Source organism: Sinorhizobium saheli (genome assembly GCF_001651875.1).
Classification (GTDB): Bacteria; Pseudomonadota; Alphaproteobacteria; order Rhizobiales; family Rhizobiaceae; genus Sinorhizobium; species Sinorhizobium saheli.
Genome location: NZ_LNQB01000083.1, coordinates 147141 through 172190 on the forward strand (window position 1 = coordinate 147141; position 25050 = coordinate 172190).

The 25050-nt window shown below is 63.9% G+C and carries 17 protein-coding genes; 5 read left to right on the plus strand and 12 right to left on the minus strand.

The annotated features are described in order from the left end of the window. Nucleotides 1-8: 8 nt before the first annotated feature. Nucleotides 9-1358 carry an adenylate/guanylate cyclase domain-containing protein gene (locus ATB98_RS20500; protein ID WP_066876837.1) on the minus strand — a complete coding sequence of 450 codons (1350 nt, stop codon included), beginning with the start codon at nucleotides 1356-1358 and terminating at the stop codon, nucleotides 9-11. A gap of 451 nt (nucleotides 1359-1809) precedes the next feature. On the opposite strand from ATB98_RS20500, the gene ATB98_RS20505 reads away from it, so the two are divergent. Then, a complete protein-coding gene (locus ATB98_RS20505) occupies nucleotides 1810-3147 on the plus strand; it encodes a nucleotide sugar dehydrogenase (RefSeq protein ID WP_066876838.1) in 1338 nt (445 codons plus the stop codon). Here ATB98_RS20505 and ATB98_RS20510 read toward each other — a convergent pair. Continuing rightward, nucleotides 3137-4339: a DUF3095 domain-containing protein gene (locus ATB98_RS20510; RefSeq protein WP_066877404.1), complete on the minus strand. Its 1203-nt coding sequence runs from the start codon at nucleotides 4337-4339 to the stop codon at nucleotides 3137-3139. The genes ATB98_RS20505 and ATB98_RS20510 overlap by 11 nt on opposite strands. A gap of 237 nt (nucleotides 4340-4576) precedes the next feature. Here ATB98_RS20510 and ATB98_RS20515 point away from each other — a divergent pair, with 237 nt between their 5' ends. Next, the gene (locus tag ATB98_RS20515) at nucleotides 4577-5407 is read left to right on the plus strand and encodes an MBL fold metallo-hydrolase (RefSeq protein WP_066876839.1); all 831 of its coding nucleotides are present in this window, start codon (nucleotides 4577-4579) and stop codon (nucleotides 5405-5407) included. On the opposite strand, the gene ATB98_RS20520 is transcribed toward ATB98_RS20515, so the two are convergent. From ATB98_RS20520 to ATB98_RS20545, 6 genes are all read right to left on the minus strand, one after another. After that, complete coding sequence (locus tag ATB98_RS20520) at nucleotides 5394-6164, minus strand: polysaccharide deacetylase family protein (RefSeq protein WP_066876840.1); 771 nt, start codon at nucleotides 6162-6164, stop codon at nucleotides 5394-5396. The genes ATB98_RS20515 and ATB98_RS20520 overlap by 14 nt on opposite strands. After that, nucleotides 6161-7258: a glycosyltransferase family 4 protein gene (locus ATB98_RS20525; protein WP_066876846.1), complete on the minus strand. Its 1098-nt coding sequence runs from the start codon at nucleotides 7256-7258 to the stop codon at nucleotides 6161-6163. The genes ATB98_RS20520 and ATB98_RS20525 overlap by 4 nt, the downstream gene beginning before the upstream one ends. Nucleotides 7259-7316: 58 nt before the next feature. Next, entirely contained in the window at nucleotides 7317-9434 is a 2118-nt protein-coding gene (locus ATB98_RS20530) for a mechanosensitive ion channel family protein (RefSeq protein ID WP_066876847.1), read from the minus strand. Nucleotides 9435-9617: 183 nt separating this feature from the next. Next, the gene (locus ATB98_RS20535; protein WP_066876848.1) at nucleotides 9618-11900 is read right to left on the minus strand and encodes a GumC family protein; all 2283 of its coding nucleotides are present in this window, start codon (nucleotides 11898-11900) and stop codon (nucleotides 9618-9620) included. A gap of 626 nt (nucleotides 11901-12526) precedes the next feature. Continuing rightward, nucleotides 12527-13825 carry an O-antigen ligase family protein gene (locus tag ATB98_RS20540; RefSeq protein ID WP_084435632.1) on the minus strand — a complete coding sequence of 433 codons (1299 nt, stop codon included), beginning with the start codon at nucleotides 13823-13825 and terminating at the stop codon, nucleotides 12527-12529. Between the two features lie 23 nt (nucleotides 13826-13848). After that, a complete protein-coding gene (locus ATB98_RS20545; protein WP_066877406.1) occupies nucleotides 13849-15006 on the minus strand; it encodes a glycosyltransferase family 4 protein in 1158 nt (385 codons plus the stop codon). 478 nt (nucleotides 15007-15484) lie between these two features. Between ATB98_RS20545 and ATB98_RS20550 the strand changes: the two genes are divergently transcribed. From ATB98_RS20550 to ATB98_RS20560, 3 genes are all read left to right on the plus strand, one after another. Beyond that, on the plus strand, nucleotides 15485-16327 hold the full coding sequence (locus tag ATB98_RS20550; protein ID WP_066876850.1) for a sulfotransferase domain-containing protein: 843 nt from the start codon (nucleotides 15485-15487) through the stop codon (nucleotides 16325-16327). Nucleotides 16328-16536: 209 nt separating this feature from the next. Continuing rightward, a complete protein-coding gene (locus ATB98_RS20555) occupies nucleotides 16537-18135 on the plus strand; it encodes an FAD-dependent oxidoreductase (RefSeq protein ID WP_066876852.1) in 1599 nt (532 codons plus the stop codon). 353 nt (nucleotides 18136-18488) lie between these two features. Then, nucleotides 18489-20504 (plus strand): acyltransferase family protein, encoded by a 2016-nt coding sequence (locus ATB98_RS20560; protein WP_066876854.1) that lies wholly within the window; start codon nucleotides 18489-18491, stop codon nucleotides 20502-20504. A 118-nt stretch (nucleotides 20505-20622) separates the two neighbouring features. On the opposite strand, the gene ATB98_RS20565 is transcribed toward ATB98_RS20560, so the two are convergent. The 4 genes from ATB98_RS20565 to ATB98_RS20580 all read right to left on the minus strand — a co-directional run bounded on the left by ATB98_RS20565 (nucleotide 20623) and on the right by ATB98_RS20580 (nucleotide 24696). Further along, entirely contained in the window at nucleotides 20623-21807 is a 1185-nt protein-coding gene (locus ATB98_RS20565; RefSeq protein WP_066876857.1) for a DegT/DnrJ/EryC1/StrS aminotransferase family protein, read from the minus strand. A 121-nt stretch (nucleotides 21808-21928) separates the two neighbouring features. Further along, a complete protein-coding gene (locus ATB98_RS20570) occupies nucleotides 21929-22615 on the minus strand; it encodes a PIG-L deacetylase family protein (RefSeq protein ID WP_066876859.1) in 687 nt (228 codons plus the stop codon). Between the two features lie 81 nt (nucleotides 22616-22696). Further along, a complete protein-coding gene (locus ATB98_RS20575; RefSeq protein WP_066876861.1) occupies nucleotides 22697-23395 on the minus strand; it encodes a sugar transferase in 699 nt (232 codons plus the stop codon). Between the two features lie 53 nt (nucleotides 23396-23448). Further along, entirely contained in the window at nucleotides 23449-24696 is a 1248-nt protein-coding gene (locus ATB98_RS20580; RefSeq protein WP_066876863.1) for a polysaccharide biosynthesis/export family protein, read from the minus strand. Between the last annotated feature and the right edge of the window lie 354 nt (nucleotides 24697-25050).

Sequence of the window (25050 nt, forward strand, 5' to 3'; positions counted from 1 at the left end):
CGGGCTCCTCATTGAAGCATCTTGTCGATGAGACCACGCGGTGCCGGCGGTCGCTTGTTGTCGCGGTAGAGGAGCATGACATGCTCCGCCTCCGAAAGTCCATCCTCCGTCGCGTCATAGGCGCGTTCCTCGGCTATGGCCGCTAGGGCCGCGTCCTGCGGAAAGAGGACGGTGAATTTCTGGCGAACGCCGCGCAGCTTCTCCTGTCCGAGCGTCTGCCAATCGCCGCCGCAATAATTGACGAAGGATTCGCTCGCGACGACGCTGTGGGCATATTTCTTGGTGAGGTTCTGCAGCCGCTGCACCTCGTTCACCGCCGAACCGAAGACCGAGAAGGTCAGCCTGTCGCGAAGACCGACATTCCCGAACATCACGTTGCCGACATGGAGGCCGATACCGTAACCGATCGCATCGCGGCCCTGCCTCTTGCGCTCGGCGTTGAGCATCGCCATCCGCGCAGTCGCCGCGCCGACCGCAGCAAAGGCTTCGCGGCTCGCCATCTCCGAGGGCTCCCTGTGCCGGCCGCAGGGATAGACGGCGATGAACCCGTCCCCGACGAAACTCAGGATCTGTCCGCCGTTCCGGTTGAAGGGCGTGGCGATCGCGTCGAAGAAGCCGTTCAGCGATTCGATATAGGCCTGGCGCCCCTCCTTCTCGGCGAGCACCGTCGATTCGCGCATGTCGGCCATCACGAGGACCGCGCGCACAGTCTCGCCGTCGCCGCGCCGCACCTGGCCGCTCATTACCCGCCGCCCCGCATTAGCACCGAGATAGGTGGTCAGCATGTTGTCGGCGAGCTTGCCGAGGACCGCCACCTTGGCGGCGATCGCAAGGTGGTTCTGCAGCCGCAACAGCGCCGCGATGACATCATCGCTGAAGCCGCCGTGGCGGTCGGTGGTCCAGGAGCCCACCATGCCGTGTTCGGACTCCGCCCCGAGCGGCTGCATGAAGGCGATGTAGTCGGTCGCGCCTTGTTCCTTCAGTTCGTCGAAAATCGGAAACTCCGACGGCACCGCCGGATCGATGCGCCGTCTAACATGGTCGAGATTGTTGCTGAGCAGGTAATAGTAGGGGCTGCGCAGAAACCGTTCGGGATTGAGCGCCAGTTCCTCGTGACGCAGGCCGCTCACCTCTATGCCCTTGCCGCGCCACCAGGTGAAGCCGAGGGCGTCATAAAGCGGGTGAAGCATCGAGAAGGACAGATGGACGCGCATCAGCGGCAGGCCGGCCGCGGCCAGCCGCTCGCAGAAACCGCGAACGATGGTCTCCAGCGACTCGTCGCTGAGCGAGGTGCGCATAAGCCAGTCGGCGACCTTGTCCAGCAGGATTTCGGAAACATTGTCGTTGATCTGGCTCATGCCGTGTCCTCTTCGTGGCGGTGACGGGCGCCGCAACACGCCCTCCCGCGAAACCTGGCGATCAAGATCGCCGGCCTCGCGGGCCACTGGTGTGCGCACCCCTCGGTAAAACGGCCCTGCCGGCGGCCCTCTCTCGCAGCGAAGGCGTCGCCACGCTGCCGCCTGCAGATATTCACCGCCGAGCGGGTTTTCCAGAGACGCAACGCGATTTTTCATCGTCGCCCGATGGTACACACAACCGGCTTGTGCATTGCACCCTCAAATTGTCGGGGACGGGCGCCCCCGCGCTGTTTTGTCCCAGAAGCAGCCCTGAACAGCGCGCGAAAGGAGGCAGGCCGCGTTTGATCTGGGGCACGCTTGACTTGGCCGCGCTTTCTCGCCAACAAAACGGGATACATCCGGCGGCCGATGCGGTGAGAACCGCCGCCCGCCCTGAACCTGGAAACGCATCTTGACCTCCCCTCATCACGACAGGCTTCACGAATCGATTTTGGCGCGCAGCGCCCGCGTCGGCGTCATCGGCCTCGGCTATGTCGGCCTGCCGCTCGCGGTGGCCGTCGCGCGCTCCGGCTTCCCGGTGACCGGCTTCGACATAGACCCTGCCAAGATCGTCGCGCTCGACGCCAGCCGCTCCTATATCGAGGCGGTTTCGGACGAGGCCCTCGGCCGCGAGGTCGCCGCCGGCCGGTTCCGCTCGACGACCGATTTCGCCGAGCTGCGGCTTTGCGACGTCATCGTCATCTGCGTGCCCACGCCGCTCACCAGGCACCGCGACCCGGATCTCTCCTTTGTCGAGAACACGGCGCGGGCGATCGCCGCCTGCTTGCGGCCGGGCCAGCTCGTCGTTCTCGAATCGACCACCTATCCCGGCACCACCGACGGCGTCGTTCGCTCGATCCTGGAGGAAACGGGCCTCAAGTCCGGGACGGATTTCTTCGTCGGCTTCTCGCCGGAGCGCGAAGACCCGGGCAACCGCACGTTCGAGACCGCCAGCATACCGAAGGTGGTGGCCGGCGACGGTCCGCTTGCGGCGGCACTGATGGAGCGGTTCTATGCCGCCGTGGTCAAGACGGTCGTGCCGGTCTCCTCGAACGCCACCGCCGAGGCGGTCAAGCTCACCGAGAATATCTTCCGCGCCGTCAACATCGCGCTAGTCAACGAGCTCAAGGTCGTCTACGAGGCGATGGGCATCGACATCTGGGAGGTCATCGAGGCGGCCAGGACGAAGCCGTTCGGCTATATGCCCTTCTATCCGGGGCCCGGGCTCGGCGGCCATTGCATCCCCATCGATCCCTTCTATCTCACCTGGAAATCGCGCGAATACGAGCTGCCGACCCGCTTCATCGAACTTGCCGGCGAAATCAATTCGGCGATGCCGCGCCATGTGGTCTCGCGTCTTGCCGAGGCGCTCGACCGGCGGCAAGGCAAGGCGCTCAGCCGCTCAAACATCCTCATCGTCGGCCTCGCCTACAAGAAGAACGTGCCCGACATTCGCGAAAGCCCCTCCTTGAGGCTGATCGAACTCATCGAGGAGCGCGGCGGCAAGGCTGCCTTCTACGACCCGCACGTGGCGGAGGTCCCCGCGACCCGGGAGCATATGGCGCTCAAGGGCCGCCGCTCGATCGCCTTCGAGGAGGCGACGGTCCGCCGCTTCGATGCGGTGCTCGTCGCCACCGACCACGACGCGGTCGACTATGCGGCGCTCGCCGCCTGGGCGCCGCTGATCGTCGATACGCGCAACGTCTTTGCGCGCCGCGGCCTTGCGGCCGAGCACATCGTCAAGGCTTGACCGCCGTGGCAGCGTCCGCGCCTTGCTCGCGGGCCGCATCGAAAAGCGCAGCCTTGAGGTTTCGCGCCGCCATGGCATAGCCTCCGGCCGCACCATCGATGAAATGCATGTGGTCGCGGCTCATCGGCGAGGGAACGATGCAGGTCATCAGCGCCGAGTCCTGCCGGTGCAGCCCGTAGCGGCAGATGCCGGCGGCCGCCGCCTGGACGAGGCGCTCCTCGATGCGACGCAACCGGTCGGCGCCGATGTCGATCGTCATCTTCAGCCCGTCGTCGAACTTGCGGAAGTCGGAATTGCTGGCGAGGTCACGCGCGTATCGCTTGACGTCGAAGGGTCCGAGATTGATCCCGAGCCGGAAGCAGAGGAACAGGACCAGGCTCTGCACGGCGATGAAGGGCCAGGTGAGCAAGCGCCGGCCCCTCGGCGCGACGGCGCGCGCTTCGATGCTCACGCCTCGCATCGAGAGATGCGGTTCCGGGCCGTCCTCGGGCACCGGATGCCCGCCCCGCTCCTCCCCTTCGGCGAGCGCCACGATATCGCCGATCAGCGCCTGGAAGTCGGGGCCGTTGCCGCGCTCGCCGGGCACCGCGATGATCGACACGATCGCCCCGTGGCGGGCGACGATCGGGTTCCAGCGGCACGACAGGCCGGAGAGGTCCGGCCGCGTGCCCTGAGGGGCCGCCGTGATCTGGTAGCGCCCCGCCTTCATCTGCGCCTCCGCCCAACTGGCGCCGCCGCCGGAAAACATTGCGTAGGACACGCCCTCGCTCGCCCTGAAGCGAGCGACGCGCATGTCGTGGCCATTGGCGCGGACATCGGAAACAGGAACGAGCGCGGCGCGCAGTTCGAGGCCGAGTTCTTCCGCCACCCAGGTCTTGGCGGCGGCAAGCGCCTCGCGCGCCTTTGCCGCCAGTGCCGCCGGCACCGCGGCGAGCGCCCCGTCGCCACCGAACACGAAAGGCAGGTTGCGCTCGTCGAGACCGTTCATCAGCGCCGAGATGACGCTGGCGCCTGCCATGTTGACGCTCTTGTAGCGTCCTTCCGCGATCGCCCCCGTCGAGTTGACGATGTCCGCAACGGCAAGCCACCAGCCCTCCGGCAGGGGCCGGTAATTGGCCTCGTCGGCAACGCCTTCGAATGCCTCGAAAAGAGGAAGGCTCTCGTAGAACCGCATGTCCGGTGCCTGCGCCATGAATGCGAAACCTCTCGCCATGATCAATTTTTGAACTGCGGCGGAGCGACTTGCCGCGCCGGTGGTTGGATCACGTTAAACCTGAAGACAGCGTTTGACATGGGCTTTCTGCCTCGAAACAGGCAATCGACAACAAGGAGATGTTAATTGCATTTGCAGGACCCTCATGATCTGTGCTTGTCTAGGCATAACCCGCAGGCAAGGTGCCGGCGCGGGTAGGACGAAGCCGAAACGGGAATGCAGGAAAACACCTTTCGAGTGCGGTTCTGGGGAGTACGGGGCAGTTTGCCGGTTTCCGGCGAGCAATTCCTGCGCTATGGCGGCAACACACCATGCATCGAGGTCCGCTGCGGCAGCGAGGTCCTGATCTTCGATGCCGGATCCGGATTGCGCGAGGCCGGCCTCACGCTCAAGTCCGAGGGCATCGCCGAATTCGACGTCTTCTTCACCCACAGCCACTACGACCACATTATCGGGCTACCCTACTTCAAGCCGATCTATTCCTGTAGCAGCGCGGTCCGCTTCTGGTCCGGCCACCTTTACGGCACGATGTCCACCCGGGAAATGATCGGCGAGTTCATGCGGCCGCCCTGGTTCCCGGTCGGCCCGGGCATTTGCGAGGCGAGCCTTGACTGCCTCGACTTCCGACCGGGCGACGTGCTGACACCCCGCACGGGGGTTTCCGTCCGCACCATGAGCCTCGTGCACCCCGGCGGCTGCGTCGGTTACCGGATCGATTGGGGCGGGCGGGCGGTCGCGCTGATCTACGACACCGAGCACGAGCCCGGCATTCTCGACCCCGCCCTCCTCGACTTCATCGCCGGGGCAGACCTCATGGTCTATGATTGCACCTATCTCGAAAGCGAGATGCCCGCCTATCGCGGCTATGGACATTCGACCGGCATCCACGGGTCGAAGCTCGCCAAGGCCGCGGGGATTCCGCGGCTCGCCATGTTCCACCACGACCCTTCGCGCACCGATGCGGCACTCGCCGCCATGGAGCAGGAGGTCCAGACCTTCTTCCCGGGCGCCTTCGCCGCCCGCGATCGGCAGGTCATCGATCTATAAGGTCCACGACCTTGCGCCAACGGCAGGCCGGGTGCGCGGCGGTGAACTCGAAGAGCGTCGACAGGAACGCCCACACGCTCTCGTCATGCACGAGATGATGGGTCAGGATGCCGACGGTGCCGCCTTCGCCCAGCTGATCGATGCGCCGGACCGTATCCGCAACGATCGCCGCATGATCGCGGCAACCGCGCGTTCCGCGCCAGTCCATCACGTCCACATGCGTGTTGATGACCTTGATCTCCGCCCGGCGGAAGAGGGCTGCGTTCTTGCCGCTCGCTTCAGGGCCGAACACGGAAAGCGCCCGGAAGCCGATCGTCGGCAGTTCGCCGATGAAGTTCGGCTCGATCCGGTTCCACGGCGGAACAAGCAACGGCACGAAATGGGCGGGGTAAAGCCCGGCAAGGCGGACGAAGCCGGATCGGAGCTCTTCGACGACCGCTTCCCGCGGCCGGTGGGCGCCGAGCTCCTGGTTCTTTTCGCCCGCCGGCGCATGGCTTTGATGCGACCAGCCATGGACGGCGACCTCGATGTCGCCGCGGGCGCGAAGGCGATCGGAAAGGCGCTCGTCCGTATGCGCGGGGATGACGGCGAGCGTCGCCGGAACGGAGAAGCGCTCCGTCAGCTCCAGCAATCGGTTAAGCGCTCCCGTCGGCTCGATCGCATCGTCGTCGCGCAGCCAGAAATCGACCACCTCGCCTGCGGTCCGCCGCCGGTCCAGCGCGTCGACGAGCGGCTGCCAGATCGATGCCGCCGTCATTTTTCCACCCCTGCCAATTCACCGAGGATCTCGCCGAGACGCGCGGCCGCCGCGGAAATCGAACGCCGCTCGAACACGAAGCGCCGTGCACGCTCGCTAAATTGCGCCCTGAGCGCCGCGTCGCCGACAAAGCGCCTGAGCGCCGCGGCGAAAGACTCGATGTCTCCTTCCGCCGTCAGCAGTCCCGTTTCTCCGTCCTGGACGACCTCCGGCACGCCCGCCGTCCGTTGCGCGACGACCGGCAGGCCTGCCGCCTGCGCCTCCAGGTAGGAAAGTCCATAGGCCTCACCGCAGCCCGGCCAGACATAGACATCGCCGCCAGCGAGAATGGCCGGGATCGCCCTCGGCTCTACTTCGCCGCGCCAGTCCAGCCGTTCCGCGGGCAGCGCAGCGAAGGCTTCCACCACGTCCGCCCGGGCGGGACCGTCGCCGACGATCGTCAGCCGCCACGGCAGGCCGACAACGAGAGCGAGCGCGCGCGCGAGCATGCGGTAGCTGTCCGTCTTGTCGCCCGGACGCATCATCGCAACGGCCATGAGCCGGCACGCGTCGGCTGCTGTCCCGGGCGGCTTGCTGAACGGCGACACGTCGATGAAGGGAGGGAGCATCGCGCAGCGCACATTCGCGATCGCCTCTTCGAGACCCTCGCGGTCGCGGTGCGTGAAGCAGATGTTGACTACCGCCTGCCGTGCGCCGGCAGCGACTTCGTCCTGCGCAAGCTTCCAGCCGCCCTTGTTGCGCCGGTCGGAGTAGGAGCTTTCTGCGGTGAGGTAGGGGATCGAGAACTCCGCCGAGAGGCGGGGGCCGATGAGGTCCGGCGCCTTGTAATAGGGATGATAGCAAAACCAGGCGTCGGGTGGCCCGTCCTTCTGCCAAAGTCGCCGAAGGCGGGCAATCTCCTGCTCGGCTTCGTCGCGGCGCGCCGAGAACGCCGTCTCCGAAGCGTCGCGGGAAAACGTGCGCAAGGGCGAGGCGACCTCGGCGTCGTGACCCGCGAGCCGCAGCGCTTCGATCAGCATGCGCGCCATCTGCCTGTCGCCGGAGGGGACAGGATGGTCGGGCGATTTCAACGGCGCATGAAAGGCGATCTTCATTCGGGGGCGAGCTATCCCGCCTTCCTCTCTCCATGTCAACATGGGCCCGCAAGCGAAGCTATTCGGCGGCCGCCTCCCCGCCCTGCGCCGCGGCCGCGTTCTTTCTGGCGATCGCATCGCGGGTCGCGGCGGCGGCCGCCGTCGCCGATTGCGCCTCGTCGCCGGCGACCTGCACGGTTGGCGAGGCGAACTGGATGTTGTTCTCCTTGAAGGCTTCCTTGATCATCGCCTGGGCGCGGCGGCGGACCTGCGTCTGGTTTCCGGGTTTCGTCTTCATCGCGAAGCTCAGGGTCACGCCGTAGTCGCCGAACTGCTCGACGCCCTTCATCTTCACCGTTTCCAGGATCAGCGGCGCGAGTTCGGGATCCTCCAGCAAGGCCGCACCGACGCCCTTCACCACCTTCTTCACCCTGGCGACGTCGGTGTCGTAGGAGACGTTGATCCTGAACTTGTCGATGACCCAGTCGCGGCTCATGTTCTGCACGGCGCCGAGCGAGCCGAACGGCACGGTGAACACCGGACCGCGGTGGTGGCGCAGCTTGACGGAGCGGATGCTGAAGGATTCGACCGTCCCCATATAGCTGCCGCTCTGGATGTATTCGCCGACCCGGAAGGCGTCGTCCATCATGTAGAAGATGCCGCTGATGATGTCCTTGACGAGCGTCTGCGAGCCGAAGCCGATCGCAACGCCGAAGACGCCGGCGCCGGCGATCAGCGGGCCGATCTCGACGCCGAGACCGGAGAGCACCATCATGACGGCGACCACCGCGATGAAGGCCGCGAGGAAATTGCGCAGGATCGGCAGCAGCGTGCGCAGGCGCATGTCGCGGGCAAGCTGCGCCGGATCCGCGGCCTCCGCGGCCGCCTGTCTCATGCGCAGATCGATGAATTCCTTCGCCAGTTGCCAGACGAGATCGGCGGCGAGCAGGATGACGACGCCGGCGAGCACGCCGCGGAAGATGCGGTTGGCGACGTCATCCTGCATCATCGCCGTTCCGTTGAAGCGGAGCACAACGGCGAGCCACGCGGCCGCGAGCGCGATGATTGCGAGCCTTGCGCCGCGGTCGACCAGAACATTGCGCACCACGCGCACATAGTCGGCGGCTTCGGCGTCCCGCATCGACCTCGCCATTGTGCTCGTGAAGCGCAGCAGCGGCGGCAGGCCGAGAATGTAGACGCCGATCCAGAACAGCACTTCCATGCCCGCGACCCAGAGGAGCCAAAGGAGCGCCAGGAAGGCGACGGTCAAAGCGTTGCTGAGGAGCCGACGCGCCGGCGTCATCTCGGCACGCGGCCGTCGCAGCGCCGTATCGATCGCCAGCGCGAGGATGGCGATCCCGAGGACGGCCACCACCAGGTCGCGCACGTCCTCGGAGAATGCGAACGCCCGCATCACGTCGCTGACGGCGAAGACGAAGGCGAGCGCGCAGATGAACAGGACGGATCGCCTGAACCAGAAGCGTGCGGCGTCGGGGGCAAGGGACGACTGCGGCGGCGCGTCGGTCGGCGTGGCTCCCTCGATCGCGGGTTTCAGCGCTGCCGAGGCGATCGCAATCAGCAGGCGCGCCACGATCCAGGCGATCAGCATCGGCGCCACCGCAGCCTCCAACTGGCGCGGCCAATCGGCAAGCACGAAGGCAGCGACGGCGGCGACCGCGAAGACGACGAGCGGCGCGACCCGGACGAGGGCCGCCAGGCCGGCCCCCGCCTGAACCGCATTGCGCGCCGCGCTTCGCCTGAGAAGGTAGCCCAGCAGCAATTCGGCGCCATAGCCGACCAGCAGAACCACGGCAAAGCCCTTGAGGACCGGCATGTTTCCGTAACTCTGCATGTCGCCGGTCACCCGGTCCTTCGCCGCCTGCCATTCGGGCAGCACGCGTGGGACGGCGTCGCGAAGCCCGGTGAAGTGCCTTCTGATCTCCGCGATCCATCGCGAGGCAAATCCGCGCGGCTCACCGAGGACGGCCGGTGCCGGAGCCGCCTGCTTTGCCGCGAGCCATTGGCGCACTTCCGGGTCATCCAGCAACTGGATGAGCTGCTGGACCTTGGCCGGCGGCGCGCCCGCAACGGCGTCCTGCGCTGCCAGTGGTGTGGCGAGACCGAAAAGCGTCAGGAAAAAAAGGAGGGCCGATACGAGAACAGCGCTCCTCCCGGAACGTGTCGAACCTGTATTCATGCATACGGCCCCTGTCGCGCGCCGACTGTCGAAGCGCCATCGACACGTTTTACACGAATTTCATACGACCCGACAGCAGCAGGCTCCGGACGCGTTGTCCGAGATCGGCTCGGCACGACCGGCCCGCTCCAGCGCGGGCGCCTCGTCGGGGCGCACGAAGATCGCCGCCGCGCATCGCCGCATTCACGACTTTCGCCAGGCACGCAGGCGCGCGGCTTTCACCCCTCCGAGCTTTCGATTGAGGGTCGACTTCAGCGATCGAAGCAAGTTCGACACGCCGCGGCGCCAACCTTCACGCCGGACGGCGGAGAAGTTGACGAGAATGCCGGCGACGGGCGCCCGGTTGATGCCAAGGCGTTCGACCGCCTCCTTCAGATCCTGTTCCTGCGTCCGTTCCGCCGCGACGACGACCAGCACGGCGTCGACATGGGTGCACAGCCATACGGCATCGTCGTCACGATCGAAGCTCGGCGCGTCGACGATGATGAGATCAAACCGGCGGCGAAGCTCGTCGAACAGTCGGCCGTGATCATGAAGCCCCATTCGGGAACTGATGACGCGCAGGAAGGGGTACTCGGGCGCCACCGCGATCACCGCGTCGAGGTCTACCGTGCCCTCGGCAACCATTCCGAGCGACAGGCTCCTGTTGGCGATCCCGAGGACGCCCGCCGCCCCGTCCGGTTTCGGATCGATGTCCAATATCACGGAGCGCAGGCCGCTGGTCGTCGCCATCGCGGCCATGCCCAGTGCGCAAGTGGTCTTTCCTTCGCCGGCCGACGCGGAGGTGAGCATGAGGACCTTTGGTTCGGCGCCGGGCTCGAGCGCCCGCCAGGCAAGGCAGAGCGAGCGCATGGCCCGCGCGAAGGCGGCATGAGGATTGGCGAGCATGTGATAGTAGGGGCTCTCGCCCGGCATCAGCACCGATTGCACGTTCGGAACCGACACGAGGTTCGGGCGCTTGACGATCGCCTCGGCGGCACTGGCGGTCCTGACGCTCTTGTCGAGCGCATCCGAGGCGATGGCGACCATGACGGCGACCAGGAGCGATGCGATGGCGCCGACCGGGATGATCAATTCGGGTTGGGGGAAGGACGGCTCCGAAGGTACTTCGGCGAAGGAAGCCATGCGAGCGGTCGCCTTCACCTCTTCCTGCTCGGGGTCGAACGAGCCGAGCCGCAGCACCACCTCGTCATAGCGCTTCTGCTCTGCCAGCAGGTCGCGCTCTAATTCCCTTCGGCGGATCTCGTTCAAGTTGCGATCCTGCATCTCCTTCTGCAACCGGCCGACTTCCTGCTGGAACTTCTTGACCCGCACGCTCGCGACCTTGGCATCGTTCTCGAACTCCTGGACGATGCGCCTGACTTCCTCGTCGATCAGACGGCGGTTGGAGGCGATCTCCGCGTCCGCGTCCATCACCAGCGGGTGGTTCCTGCCGAACTTCGCCGTCAACTGCGCCCTCGTGCGCAGCAGCCGTCCTTCCTCCGTCCGTAAGGTGCTCAACAGATCCGAGGTCAATACGCGCCCGACCGAATCGACGCTGGTCGCGAGCAATTGCTGCGCCTCGTTGAACTTGGCCCATGCACCGGCCTCATCGACCCGCGCGAGCGTGAACTGCTCGTTCAGCTGCTCCATTCGCGCCCGCACCACGTCATCCCTCGGATCGAAGGTCAGATCGCTGCGCGTCGTGAATTCGGCCATCTCGCGCTCTTTTTTCGCGATCGAATCCGCGAGCGTCACCGCCTGAACCCGCAGGTAGCTCAACGTGTTCTTCGCCGCCCGCTCCTTCAGCCTCGACGTCCAGACGACGTAGTCGGATGCGACGCCGTTGGCGATCTCTGCGGCGCGCGCAGGAAGAGCGTGTTGAACGGAGATGGTCATTGCGAGGCTGTCGCCCCTGCGGGCGGCGGAAACGGAGCCGATCAGTCGCGTGATGGCGCGATCACGCTGCGCACCGCTCGCTGCAATTCGCTCGCGCAGGTCCTGGCGGCCCCTCGCGCTCTCGTCCGCGTCCCCGAATGACAGCCATGCCGGCAGCCATGACGACACGCCCTCGGATTGGGCGGCGGGGCGCGGGTTGAAGTAGGGATCCTCGAGGAGCCGCAGGTCGTCGACAACGAACCCCAGGAATTCGCGCGACTCGACCATGTCCATTTCGGTATCCATCGCCGATTTGTCGCGCTCGAGATTCTGCAGTTCCAGCACCGATTCATAAGGGCGCGTATCGTTGCGGTCGAACACCAGCGTGGAGGAGGCGGTATAGGTCTTCGTCAAGGAATACGTGGCGACGACCGACAGGAGCGTGCCGCAGACGGCGATCCCGATGATGAGCTTGGCGTAACGCAGGAATATCTCGAGGAGGTCGGCGAGCGTGTAAGCCGAAGGTTCGCGTGCCGCCACCGCCACGCTCGTCTCAACACCTTGGCGCAGCTGTTCGCGAGCTTCAAATTCCCGATCGAATACCAGCATAACGCTCACCCCCCGCCGGGCATCGACAAGGCCCGGCTCAAAGCTCTGAAAGTTTAGACCACCGTTACCCGCACTGGTTCACTCGGCGAAAGAAGGAACGCCAAGCAACTGAATTTCCTCAAGCTTCGTTACGGTCATCGCCGATAGTACAGCAATAATATTTCCCGTTGATACCGCCGCATTGCGCGGACGCCAACAACCCGCCGCACCGCGCATGCCGGTGCAAGAGCCTCTCCGTCCTGTCGGACGCCGATCCATGTGTTGATGGCAGAACGATCGAAAATGGCCGTATTCGCCTGGCGCACTGCGCACCGCGACCGATGCCGGCCAGCAGGGAGCCCGTCCAACCGAGGGGACAACCGGAGCATGACGAACGGTCCACGACGACTCGGTCATGACAAATCCACTCAAAAATCAATTGCCGACGGCGTTATCGAAATATCAAAACATAAAAAAATCGGAATGCCTTCTTTACCATGCGCGCCCGCCGGGAACAACAGAAACCGTCACCACCATACTGCCTGTCCGGGCACAATATCCGCAAGACTGTGAAATACTGCGCAATTTCTACATTCGAAGTTTAACCGGACGGGTCGCGCCAATTATTGCGGCGAGAACGAGCCTCATCAATGACGGCCGCTGCGGGCGGCAGCCTGCCGCGCTCGGGCGAATTCGAGCAGCAGCGGATACATCACCAGCAGCAGGGCCGTATACCGGTAGCGCTGATAGATATGCGCGTTGGCACTCGCCATCGCGACGAAGACGAGATAGTAGACAAAGACCGCCGTCCTGCTTTGCGCAGCAATGCCTGCGCGCCAGGCGAGCATCCAGAGGATCATCCCGATCGACGAAAGCAGGATCCAGCCGGCAAGGGACAATATGCCCCCTTCCGACCAGACAAGCAGGTAGCTGTTGTGAACCGGCGCTTCCTGCACGCTGTAGAGCCGGAACTGATCGGCCCCGATGCCAAGCCAGGTCACGCCCCTTTGGCCGATCAGATGCAGGGCCTCCACCATCAGCGCGCTACGGTCATTGAACGTGCCGGCCTCCGACAGGTCCCCGGAGACGACCGCTGGCATGACGCGCTTCTGGAAAGTCGCGGGAAGATAGTCGACGCCGCCGAATTGAAGAAACAGGGCCGCGACGATCGCGAGCGGCAGGAGCTTGACCAGGAGACCGACCCGGAACGTCAGCGTCATATAAACCAGGATACCGACCGTGGTCGCGATAAGGCCGGTATTCGAGCTCGTCAGCACCAGAGCCACGACCATGACGGCGAAGAAGCCGACGAAGGGCAGTACGGGCAGCCGCTTGATCGAGCGCAGCCAAAGCGACGCCACGATCGCCATGGCGTTCAAGCAGCCCGCCGCATTGGCATCCCCGACCAGCGTCGCGAGCCGCTTGCCTCCCGTCACCGTCACCGCACCGGGCACATAACCGACGGTATAGAACGTGATGATACCGTGAAGATCCAGGGCGAAGACGCCCAGAAGGAATACCAGAATGCGCCGATATGCCTCGTCCTCGTCGCCAACCATCAGAATATAGGGCAACACCAGGAAGCAGAAGGAATACTGAAGGAGCAACACCAGCCCGCGCACGGGATCGCCGACGAAGAGACTGCTCAAGAGAAGGCCGCCCACGGTCAGGACGAAGGCTGCGATCCAGAACGGCGCCGCCACGCCGAGCGGATCGCGCGGCAGGCGCCCCTTCAAGAGAAGGATTCCGAAGGCCAGGCAGTAAAGTGCGTCGCTGACGGTGAAGTACACGACTTCGGTCTTGAGGTTGAGGAACGGCGCCAGAAACACCGCGAGGTAGACGATGTAACGCTCGACGACGGACTCGGACGACGAGCGCGGCGGCGAGGCGGGAATTGCGGCGCTTGCGAAGCGACCGTTGGCGCGTCCGACAAACCCCTGTGCCATATCTGTCGCTCCCGTCCGACCTGTCACCCCGGTCCCGCGGCCTGTCGCTCAAGGGCCGACGCCGCCACGGCATCCCATTGCGAAAGGATCCGCTCCGGCGCGTATTTTTTCGCGCTCGCCGCGGCGCTGGCGGCAAGGCGCTTGCGCAACGGGGCGTTGCCGAGCACGCTGGAAAGCGCCTCGGCGAGTGCCTCGACGTCGTTGCCTGGGACCAGAATGCCATCCTCGCCGTTTTCCACCATGTCGGACGGCCCCCATTCGCAGGCGAAGGAAACGACAGGGAGGCCGGCGGCCATGGCCTCCAGCAGCACGATGCCCCAGCCTTCATAGCGAGACGACAGGACGAAAACGTCCGCGGTCTCCACCCACATTCCCGGCCGCTCGGTCACCCCGGGCATCTCGACCTTGCCCTCGAGGCCAAATGCATTCCTGAGCGCCTCCAGCGACTTCCTGGCCTCGCCTTCGCCCCAGATGACGAGCTTCCACTCGGGATGCCTGGCGGAAATCCGGGCGAAAGCCTCGATCAGCAGGTCGAAGCCTTTCTGATGGGTCAGGCGTCCGACGGCCGCCAGGATCTTCTTGCCGCGTCTCTTGCGCCATCCGGCCGGCAGATCGACGGCGTTGGCAATCACCCAGCCCCTGGAGCGCATCCTCTCGGGAAAGTAATCGAGTGCTCCCCGTGTCATCGTCACCAGCCCGAATGCGCGCGGATACAAGAGGCGCTGCAGCCATTTCCAAAAAGGGCCGAAGGGTTGCAATGCCGGATTGTTGCGCTCGGAAACGATGACGGGGAATGCCAATCCCATCGTGGCGATGAGCGTCAGTACATTCGTCCGCGTCAGGAAACTCATGACGAAATCCGGCCGGGAGCGCTCGATGGCGGCGCGCAGCCGGCGAATTCGCTGGAGAACGAGCAAGCCGGACCGCAGCTTCGACACTCTTTGCGGCGGCACGCCGAGCCGCTCGATGACGATCCCGGGATCGAAATTATAATACGGCCGGGCACCGGGCGGCTCCAGCGTGATGATCGTTACCGCGCAGCCGATGCTGGTCCAATGATTTGTGACCAGGTTGACGACATGCTCGGTGCCGCCCGCGCCAAGTGCCGGAACGACGATGGTCATCCGCGCGCCGGCGATGCTGGGCACGCCAACCGACCAGGAACTCGCACTCTCATTCATGTTCATGTCGAAATCGCCCTCCCCCGGCCGCCCGATGGCGGCCCGATCGCGTGCCTCGTCGGCGCAGACTCCGTCTGCGCGTCAGCGCATGCGCAGGCTCTTCCCCGCGACGCGCGCTTCAGTCGGTCTCAGGTTCGATGGCAAGTGCGTTATTGACAGGATGCGTGTTTTTCATTTCATATTCAACTTGCTAAAATGTTTTCAAGAAATCGACTTCAAAAGAGACACATTGCAGGCGACAGTTTACTGGAAGAATCCGGAGAATCAATATTAGTTTTCATTAGCATTTCCTGCTAAGACGGGCATTCGCTCGAGAATGGCGAAACCGCGCTGAACAATTGGCGCGACAGAATATTTTTGGCATGACGTCCGCTTGCGCACCGCAGTAGCAATCAAAGCTATTTTCGCCGCAACAATTCAATGGCGTTGCGGCTATATATGTATTTATATTTGGCCTGAGACAGGCGAGGGCAGAACAATGGCAAGCATTTTCGGTCGCGCGTGGCGTCGGATGGAGAAGCGGGTGCGGCTGACCGCGTACGCGGCTCGCGCCGACAGTTTCCTGATCTCCTATCCGAAATCGGGTCGCACCTGGTTCCGCTACGTTCTTTCGCACTATTTCGCCTCGGTTGCCGGCGTCTCCGGGCCGATCGACCTGCACAACATGTTCTCGGTCGTGCCGAATTTCGATCTCGACCCGACGCGCGGAATTCCCGCCTATCGCTTCCGCGACAAGAATGGCGTGATACCGACGGTCCTGGTAAGCCATCTCGGCTATCGCGCGAGCCTGTTTCTCAGGCGCCCGGTCGTGATGATGGTCCGCGATCCGCGCGATGTGATCGTGTCGGCCTATTTCCATGCAACCCGGCACAAACACCGTTTCGAGGGCAGCCTTTCGGATTTCATCAAAGATCGCGACCAGGGCATGCCTGCGATGATCGGCTATCTCAACCGCTGGGCAGAGGGCCTCTCGAACCGCGACCATTTCGTCCTGAGCTATGAGCGCCTCTCGGCCGATACGGAAGGGCAAACGGAAGCCGTTCTCGGGTTTCTTGGCTGCCGCATCGATCGCACGGCGCTTCGGGATGCAGTCGAGGCCGGACGCTTCGAGGCGATGCAGGACCGGGAGCGCGCAGAAGGAATCCCGGCCCACGACTATGATCGCAATGACGTGGAAAGCTTGCGCATGCGGCGCGGCAAGGCGGGGGGGTTTCACGACTATCTCGACGAGGCGCAGATCGCCGAGGTCGAGCGATTGTGCGCCACGCAACTGACGAGCGCCGCCAAGGGCCTTGTCGCGCGCACGGGATTGCATGTCTGACTGCGGAGAAACGGCCTCTCACGGTTTTGACGGAGAAGCCATTGCTTCGGTCTCAATTCTGCTCTACGAAGATTTCACAATATTTCTCACTTTATACAATCCTGTTTAAGATACCTTGGCCTCCTCTACGAGAGAGGCTTGCGTAAAGCTGAGCAAAATCAAGAATTTCCGATCGCGGCTCACCGTTAATCCATCAGGATGTGGCCCCAATGGTTATCGTCAATCGGGCGGGACAAGAGACTGCATTTGAATTCGACATCTGTATCATCGGGGCCGGGGCCAGCGGCCTTACAATTGCTTCTGCGCTCGCCGGCACGCATGTAACCGTCTGCGTGCTCGAAAGCGGCGGCGATGCCAATTTTACGGGCACGTCCGACCTCGCGACCGGCGAGTCCTCCGGGTTGCCTTATGCGCCGCTCGACACCAGCCGCCTGCGCGGCTTCGGCGGCAGTACGCGCGCGGGCGGATGGGGCGGCCTGTGCAAGCCGCTGGATGAGCAGGATTTCGAATATCGCCCTTGGGTGAACGACAGCGGCTGGCCGTTCGGCTACGATCATCTCCACCCATATTATGAGAGAGCCAAGGAGACGCTTGGCGTTCCGGATGTCGACGAGCTGCGTCCGCGTGATACCGTCTTTGCCGGCCGTTCGGCGAAGCTCGCGAGCGACAGGCTGGCGCTCTGCCGCAATTTCCGGCTCGGCGACAGCCTGCGGGCGACGATCGAACGCTCGCCGTCGACGACCATTTTTCTCCATTCGACCGCCCTCTACCTAGAATTCGACAGCGCCCGGCACGCGGTCGCCTCGGTTCTGTTCAACCAGGGTGACGACCGAACCCTGCGGGTCACCGCACATGCCTATGTGCTGGCCGCCGGCGGGCTCGAAAACGCGCGCCTGCTGCTCCTCAGCCAAGGACTCGAAGGTCCGCCGAAGCAACTCGTCGGTCGGTATTTCATGGACCATCCGCGCTTTTCCGTGGGCACGATCTACCCTCTGAAAAAAGATGCCTTCGCCGAACTCTTGAGTTTCGATCGCGTCCGCATCGCCCGCCGCCACACGGTGGAACGGTTGATCTGGCCGGGCTCGCGCCGTCACTTCAGGGTCAAAGGCCTGACGCTGTCCTTCGATGCCCAGAAAGAAGAGCAATTGCTCAACCACCGGGCCTGGGTGGAGCCCGTGTTCTCCGGTCAGGTAGACGAGACAATCGAGGCGCTCAAGTCGAAGATCCTCTCGCTGCGGGACTTGAGCCTGCAAGGACAGCGGCGCCCGCGCGTCTCGCACTCCATTCGCAACTTGCGGACCGTCAACTGGACGACGATCATGCATCTGGCGCGACCGGCGAGGCTCGCGCGCTGCTTCCGCCTACAGCACATCCTCGAGCCTGAGCCGTGCGCCGAGAGCGCCGTCAAGCTCTCGCGGCACCGGGACCGCTTCGGTCTGCGCAAGATCGACCTGCATTGGCGGCTCTCCGAGTCGACTTTGACGTCGCTGCGCCGAACTTTCCAGATCCTCCAGGCAGAGTTTCTGAGAACAGGCATCGCCCGGCTCGAAGCGACACCGGAGGAATGGGAACGGCTCGAGCGGCCGATGTGGACCTGGCATCACATCGGCACCACACGCATGCACGACGACCCCCGCCGCGGCGTCGTCGACGCCCAATGCAGGGTCCATGGTGTCAGCAACCTGTTCATTGCCGGCAGCTCCGTTTTTCCAACTGCCGGCAACGACACGCCGACATTCACCGCCGTGGCGCTTGCGCACCGCCTCGCCGACCATCTGATGGATATTGCTGCGGGATCATGTCCATGACGGCACGCGCTGCACCACCCTGCTCGTGAAACCATTCCCGCGGGATGGCGCGCGGGGGGGCAAAAAGAGAGGGCCTTTCGCCGAGAAAGGCCCTCCGACAACCTAAGGAACTAACAGCGTGCCCAAAATTGCATTTTGCGGAGTGTGCCGGATGTCATGCTACCTTGACGCGTGGCCGTCATCCGTGGTTTCCTCCTCCATGCTTTTCGGTGCCGCTCGCCGAGCGAGCCAGATATCGCCTGAACGGCTAGCGGTGCAGCACATTTGAATTCAACCCATCGCTCGCTTGTATTATACGTGGGCTGTTTTTATTTCGAATTCATATTTTAAATGGTGCTCAAAGGGATACTCAAATGGAGTACCGAAAGGATATTGACGGATTGCGGGCGATCGCGGTCCTGCCGGTCGTTTTCTATCATGCGGGCATTGCCGGGTTTTCGGGCGGGTTTGTCGGTGTCGATATATTCTTCGTCATCTCGGGCTTTCTGATCACGGGCATCCTCCAACGGGAGCTTGCATCCGGACGCTTTTCGCTCGTCAAATTCTACGAGCGTCGCGCGCGGCGGATTCTGCCGGCGCTGTTCACCGTCGTTGCGATCTGCCTCGCGGCCGGTGCGTTTCTCCTTCTGCCGGACATGTTCACCAATCTCGCGCGCTCGGCGTTAGCGACGATGGTGTTCGCGTCGAACATATGGTTCTGGTACTCGACCGCCGATTATTTCGCCCCGAGTGCGGACCTGGAACCTTTGCTTCACACCTGGTCGCTGGCGGTCGAGGAGCAGTTCTACATAGTCTTCCCGCTGCTCTTATGGTGGCTTTTCAGGAAACCTCGGAAGACTGCGGTCGGCGCGCTTGTCGGCTTGTGCATGCTGTCCTTCCTGCTGTCGGTGTGGGCGACGGGCGCCCATCCTCAGGAGAGTTTCTATTCCGCCCCTACAAGGGCCTGGGAGCTTGGTCTCGGCGTCCTTCTCGCGCTCGGCGTATTTCCAGCCAGTCGAAACGCGCGCCTCGTCGAGGCGATCGCCCTGGCGGGGCTCGCCGCCATCCTGGTGGCGGTCGTGTTCTATGGCGATGAGACGTCCTTCCCGGGTCTCGCTGCCGCGCTGCCCTGTCTTGGGGCGCTGGCGTTGCTGTGGTCGGGCGAGCAGCGAACGACGGTGGTCGGCCGCATGCTCTCGAGCCCGATCCCGGTCGCGATCGGGCTCGTCTCCTACTCGCTTTATCTTTGGCATTGGCCCCTCGTCGTCTATTTCAGGCTGACGCTCGGCACGCTGGATCTTCCCCTGGCGCAGGCCCTGCTTGCCGTTGGACTGTCCTTTGCCTGCGCCTTTGCAAGCTGGCGCTTCGTCGAAAGGCCATTTCGCCGACGCCCGCCGGTCGGGTTTTCGCCGCGCTTCATTCTCGTCTCTGCCCTTGCCGGTGTGGCGGGGCTGTCTGCGGTGTCGGCGGTGATAAACGCACGCGAGGGGTTTCCGGGGCGGCTTCCGAAGGATGTTTGGCTTGCCTATTCGGAAAGCCGCGACATCGACACGCGGCGCGGCCGATGCGACGGCAAATTCCCGAAAGACGGGCTCTGCCGCATCGGGGCCGAGGCCAGTGCGGGCGGGAAGCCGACGAACGACGTGCTTCTTTGGGGCGACTCCCATGCGGGAGCGATCATGGTTGGCCTCGATCGGCTGCTGGGCGGAAAGAACCGGGGTGGGGCGGTTGCCTTCAAGGGCGCATGCCCGCCGATCCTCGGCATACAGCGGCTGGACCAGAAAGAGAGCCACAATTGCGCCGCCTTCAACGCGGCCATCATGGCAATGCTGGAGCATGGCAACGATTTTCCGATTGTCATCCTCAGCGGCCGCTGGCCGCTGGTGGCGAGCGGCAAGCGCTATCCCGGGGAGACTGGGCGCGCCGCTATCCTCGACCGCGTCGATTTCGAGGAGACGAGCCACGGTACGGCGCAAAACTACGGAATCTTCAAGAGCGAGTTCTTGAAGACGGTGCGGGCCATTCGCAATACCGGCCGGCGCGTCGTCATCGTCGACGGGATTCCGGAGATCGGCTGGTCGGTCCCCCACGCGCTCGGCCTCAGCCGTTTCATCGACGCCGACCTGCCGCCCGCGCCAACGAAGGAGATGGTCAAGGAGCGGAGTGCCAAGGCGAATGCGGTGCTCGCGATTGCCGATGAGGATCCGGGCGTACAGCGTGTCAGCGCCGTGCCGCTTCTCTGCCGGCCCGTCTGCGCCGTGGAGAAAAACGGCATCCCGCTCTACTCCGACGACGATCATCTCAGCGTTTACGGTGCCATGACCCTGGTACCGATCATGATGAAAGACCTGATGCCGACAGCGGCCGATCGCGGTTTCCAGCCAGGCTGAAGCAGCGCACCGCATCCGTCGACCTTGAGCGCCGAGCGGTGATGTGCGTTCTCTGCAAGCGGCCCGCGGGTCAGCGGGCCTCCGAGGGAGCACTCGCCACAAGAGCGCGGTCGGCGGTTCACGCGGGCTGGTGCGCCACCTGCCCGGCACTTGCTTTTGCAAACACCGCCCTCAGGACATGAGCCGCCTTCTCCATCGCGGCCGTGTCGAGGGCGGGATCGACCAGGAACGTCAGGCTCGTCTCGCCCAGTTCCCGTGCATTCGGCAATCTTTGCGCGGGCGCCATGCCGATGTCGGCAAATGCCTTCTCCAGGTAAATTTCCGAGCAGCTACCGCTGAAGCACGAGACCCCGGCCCCGTTGATCTCCGCAATGATCCTGTCCCTGCTCCAGCCGGGCCTCAAAAACTCCGGACGAACGAAGGTATAGAACCGGTACCATGCGTGCCTTATGCCGCCTGACGGCAGCGGTGTGCGCAGCGCCTCTATCTCCGCGGCCGCCTTGGCGAGGATCCCCGCATTGTGCCCCCGGATGGTGTGCCATTGCGCCAGACGCTGCAATTGCCGCGAACCCAGCACGGCCTGTATCGAGGTCATCCGCCAGTTCGTCCCGATGGACCCGTGCAGCCAGCGGAAGCCCGGCGGGTGCTCTCTGTTGAAAACCGCGTCGTAGGATTTGCCGTGATCCTTCCGGCTCCAGGCCTTTTTCCAGAGCTCGTCGTCGTTCATCGCCACGAGGCCGCCCTCGCCGCCCGTGGTGATGATCTTGTCCTGGCAGAATGAGAAGGCGGCGATATCGCCGAAACTGCCGACCGGCCGGCCGTCGATTTCCCCTCCATGCGCCTGGGCGCAGTCCTCGATGACCCACAGCCCATGCTCGCGGGCAAGCGCCATGATCGCCGGCATGTCACAGGGCCAGCCGGCAAGATGCACGGCGATGATGCCCTTGGTCCTCGGCGTGAGCTTCGCCCTGATGGTCTCTGCCGTGATGTTCTGGCTGTCGCGATCGACGTCAGCGAAGACCGCCACCCCGCCCGCCATCGGCACGGTGGACGCCGAAGCGATGAAACTGCGCGGGGTCACGATCACCTCGTCGCCCGGTTCGAGCGCGAGCGCGAAGAGTGCGAGATCGAGCGCCACCGTTCCGTTCGCCACGGCGACGGCATGCCTGACGCCCAGAAATCGTTCATAGGCGGCCTCGAAGTTGCGCACGTGCGGCCCCGTCCAGGCGTTCACCTCGCCCGATCTCAACACGGACACGACGTCCTCGATCTGCTCCTCATCGTAAACCGGCCAGCGTCCCATCTCTCCCTCCAGGTCCTTGCCTCATTCTTCGCGCCGGGCGCCGTTATGACGCCGCAACAGGCGCAAGCCGCAGGAAAGCATCCCATGCCGGAAGGCGTCCGCCGGCCGGCCTCATCGAAACTCAAACGACGTGACGAACCAGAACGAAGGCCTCGGCCGCGCGCCGCAACACCGTGGCGCCGCGGAGCGTGGCGAGCGCGCTCAGCGTCTCGATCGAGCGCTCGTGCGGGGCCTCGCGCAGTTGCGAAGCGAACATCTGCATCGCCTTCAGCTTTGCTTCGCGATAATCGCTGATGTCGACAAAGACATTCGGCGCGAAGGCCGGAGACAGATAGGGTGCGTTCCAATTCGTCTCCGACAGGGTTTCGTAAGCGAGAATGAGCTTCGGGAATTCCGCCTGGTGCGGCCGGCAGGCGACCAGCGCCGAGGCGAAGGTCAATTGATGATCCATGTGCATGTCGCCGACGAAGGGCAACAGCACGGTTTGCGGCGCCAGGCGGCGAACGAGTTCGAGCAGCGCGGCGTTGACGGTCACGTGCGCCATTTCCGCAAGCTGCGCCGCCGGCAGCCGCAGCCAGAAGGTCTCCTTCACGCCGAGCGCGCGATGCGCCTCCTTTGCCTCCGCCTGCGTCCTCGCAACCTCGGCCGGATCGAAGGCCGGCGGCTTGCCCTCCGTCACGACCGCGACGAAGACCTCCTCGCCCTCCGACGCCAGCCTTGCGATGGTCCCGCCCGCGCCGAGCACTTCGTCATCGGGATGCGGCGCGAAGACCAGAGTGCGTCCGAAAGAAAGGCTCGAACCCGGCATGAAACCTCCTTGAATATCCTTGGTGCCTCACATGCGCTCCGTCGCCTATTGCGATCGGGAGCGCCGCTTGGCGAAATAAATTCAAAAAATACTGCCCGCCGCCGCAGGCTCCGCCCCCGCAGCGGCGCGACGCGCGAGGAACTCCTCGGCCATCTTCAGACGTCCCGCATGGACGCGCTCGCCGGTCACCAGCGTCTTCAGCGTCAACAGCAGGATCCATGCGTCGAGCCTGAGATTGGCATGCGCGACATACCAGAGATCAAGCGCGATCTTCTCCTCGTCCGAAAGCCGCGTGTTGCCGTTCACCTGGGCCCAGCCGGTCATGCCAGGGGCAACGAGGCAGCGCATGCGGCCCAATTCGCCGAAGGCCGCAATCGTCGCCACCGGAAGCGGCCGAGGCCCGACCATCGACATGTCGCCGGTCAGCACGGAAAGCAGTTGCGGCAGTTCGTCGAAGCGCAGCCGCCGCAACAGCCTGGTCGCAGCGGTCTGCCGCAATTCATCCGGCAAGAGCGTGCCGTCGGGGAAACGCGCATCCGTCATCGTGCGAAACTTGGCCACGGTGAAGACACGCATCCCCACGCCCGCGCGCGCCTGGGTAAAGAACAGCGGACGCCCGAGGCTCGCCCGGACCACCACCCCCGTCACAGCCATCAGCGGCAGGCAGAGCACGAAGACGAGCCCGGCGAACAGGCATTCGAGCACTCGCCTGAGGCGGTAGGACCCCAAGGCGGGCGGCAGACCAAGAACGGTGACGGCTTGCTCTCGATTGGGCTTCAACTCGATGTCCCTGGCGCGTCGAACGTGTTTTTCGATAGTGCTTCGAGTGGTCCTTACATCCCGGCAATGCCCACGACGACCACGTCGCCCGGCAGCAGTTCCGTCAGCTGGGAAGCCTGCATGCTGGTCGGCTTGCCGCCGACCGGGTTCCGACGAACCTCGTAGGTATAGGATATCTCGCTCTTCTCACTTTCTTCGGCTGCCACGGCGGCCATGAGGAGAATCTGCTCTTCGGCAGCGTGTTTCTGCGTAATCAGCTTCTTGATTTCGATTTCCCGCAACTGGAGCTGGGTCAGGATATCCTTCTCGCGGTCGGCGGCGAGCTTCGCCAATTGCAGCTTCAGTTCGCTCATCTCCTGGCGCGACCGTGCAAGCGTCGCGAAGATTTCAAGAAGCTGCGCCTTCTCCGCCGATGCGGTGTTCTTGGCACGGGAAAGCTCGCTCTCGGTGTTCAGCTCGCGCTTGCGCAGAGCACCGATGCGCTCCAGATCCTGTTCGCTGTTCTTGATGACTTCCTTCTGCTGCTTGACGAGCTCGTTCAGGATCTCGATCCCGCCCTCGGCCTGGACTATGCCTTCCGAAAGGATCTGTGCCTGGGATTTGTTGGCAGCCAGATCGGCCTTCAGAATCTTCTCCTCGATCTCGATGACGCTATCGAGCGGCACGCCCTTCACATATTCGCTTGCGATCTCCGGAACGTCGTTGAGGTCGATCTTGTCGCTGGACTTCAACTGCGCCGCGAGCCGTGCCGCGTAAACGGCCTCATGGATGATCTGCGCACTGGCGGACTCGATCTCGCCTCGAAGGCGCGCTCGGGCGACGATCCGGTCCGAAGCGTTCGCAGCAACGACCTGCATGCCGCCCGCCAGACCTATGGCCTGCTCGACCGTCAGGCCGTTATAGTAGGGGAACGAGCCGGGGTTCTTGACCTCGCCCAGGACAAAGATCGGCCGGAAGGTGGAGATGTTGAGAGAAATCTTCGGGTCGACCAGAATCTCGCGGCGACGATATTCGCTGCGGAGTTTCTCGAGCGCCTCGGGTATCGTGAGCCCTACGACGCTGACCGCGCCGATCAGTGGAAACTGCCCCTCACCGTCCCCCGAAATCGTGGCAGTCACCGGAAGCTCGGCATCATCCAGGAAATCGAACGTCACGACGTCGCCCGTCGTCAACCGGTATTCGCCGGCATAAGCGCGGGGCGCCAGCGCCACCGAGCATGCGATCGTGAACAGGGTGATCAGCAGCAGGCACATTGCCCAAAGGGTTGAGCTCGTCCTGAGCGTGGCCGGTGATATACCCATCCCGCAGCCTCCGGAAAACCAATAAAAGAAAACGCTACCAAAATATATGCGCCGACTATATTCTTCGACGCGCTACTACGTCAAAGGATTTTACTACTCCCGATGCCAGCAAATGGCGACGGGACGAAATTATGCAGTAATTCAACGCGTTGCAGCTCTTTGCGCAGATTGGGCGTATAGCGCTGAGGGGTTATTGAATCAATTTGTTCGGCAGGCGGACCTTTCGAGGCCTGCTGCAAAGGCCTTGGATGCCGCGGGGATGCAACGGCCGAAGCCCGTTTCAGGCGGACGCGCCGGAGAAGTAACCGACGCCGGCGTTCGAATGCATTTTCATGTGACGATGTCATTGGCGTT

Excerpts from the sequence above, each read along its gene's own strand:
- ATB98_RS20500 (WP_066876837.1), bottom strand. The coding sequence starts at position 1,358 with ATGAGCCAGATCAACGACAATGTTTCCGAAATCCTGCTGGACAAGGTC.
- ATB98_RS20510 (WP_066877404.1), bottom strand. The coding sequence starts at position 4,339 with ATGGCGCAGGCACCGGACATGCGGTTCTACGAGAGCCTTCCTCTTTTC.
- ATB98_RS20515 (WP_066876839.1), top strand. The coding sequence starts at position 4,577 with ATGCAGGAAAACACCTTTCGAGTGCGGTTCTGGGGAGTACGGGGCAGT.
- ATB98_RS20520 (WP_066876840.1), bottom strand. The coding sequence starts at position 6,164 with ATGACGGCGGCATCGATCTGGCAGCCGCTCGTCGACGCGCTGGACCGG.
- ATB98_RS20525 (WP_066876846.1), bottom strand. The coding sequence starts at position 7,258 with ATGAAGATCGCCTTTCATGCGCCGTTGAAATCGCCCGACCATCCTGTC.
- ATB98_RS20530 (WP_066876847.1), bottom strand. The coding sequence starts at position 9,434 with ATGAATACAGGTTCGACACGTTCCGGGAGGAGCGCTGTTCTCGTATCG.
- ATB98_RS20535 (WP_066876848.1), bottom strand. The coding sequence starts at position 11,900 with ATGCTGGTATTCGATCGGGAATTTGAAGCTCGCGAACAGCTGCGCCAA.
- ATB98_RS20540 (WP_084435632.1), bottom strand. The coding sequence starts at position 13,825 with ATGGCACAGGGGTTTGTCGGACGCGCCAACGGTCGCTTCGCAAGCGCC.
- ATB98_RS20545 (WP_066877406.1), bottom strand. The coding sequence starts at position 15,006 with ATGAATGAGAGTGCGAGTTCCTGGTCGGTTGGCGTGCCCAGCATCGCC.
- ATB98_RS20550 (WP_066876850.1), top strand. The coding sequence starts at position 15,485 with ATGGCAAGCATTTTCGGTCGCGCGTGGCGTCGGATGGAGAAGCGGGTG.
- ATB98_RS20555 (WP_066876852.1), top strand. The coding sequence starts at position 16,537 with ATGGTTATCGTCAATCGGGCGGGACAAGAGACTGCATTTGAATTCGAC.
- ATB98_RS20560 (WP_066876854.1), top strand. The coding sequence starts at position 18,489 with ATGGAGTACCGAAAGGATATTGACGGATTGCGGGCGATCGCGGTCCTG.
- ATB98_RS20565 (WP_066876857.1), bottom strand. The coding sequence starts at position 21,807 with ATGGGACGCTGGCCGGTTTACGATGAGGAGCAGATCGAGGACGTCGTG.
- ATB98_RS20570 (WP_066876859.1), bottom strand. The coding sequence starts at position 22,615 with ATGCCGGGTTCGAGCCTTTCTTTCGGACGCACTCTGGTCTTCGCGCCG.
- ATB98_RS20580 (WP_066876863.1), bottom strand. The coding sequence starts at position 24,696 with ATGGGTATATCACCGGCCACGCTCAGGACGAGCTCAACCCTTTGGGCA.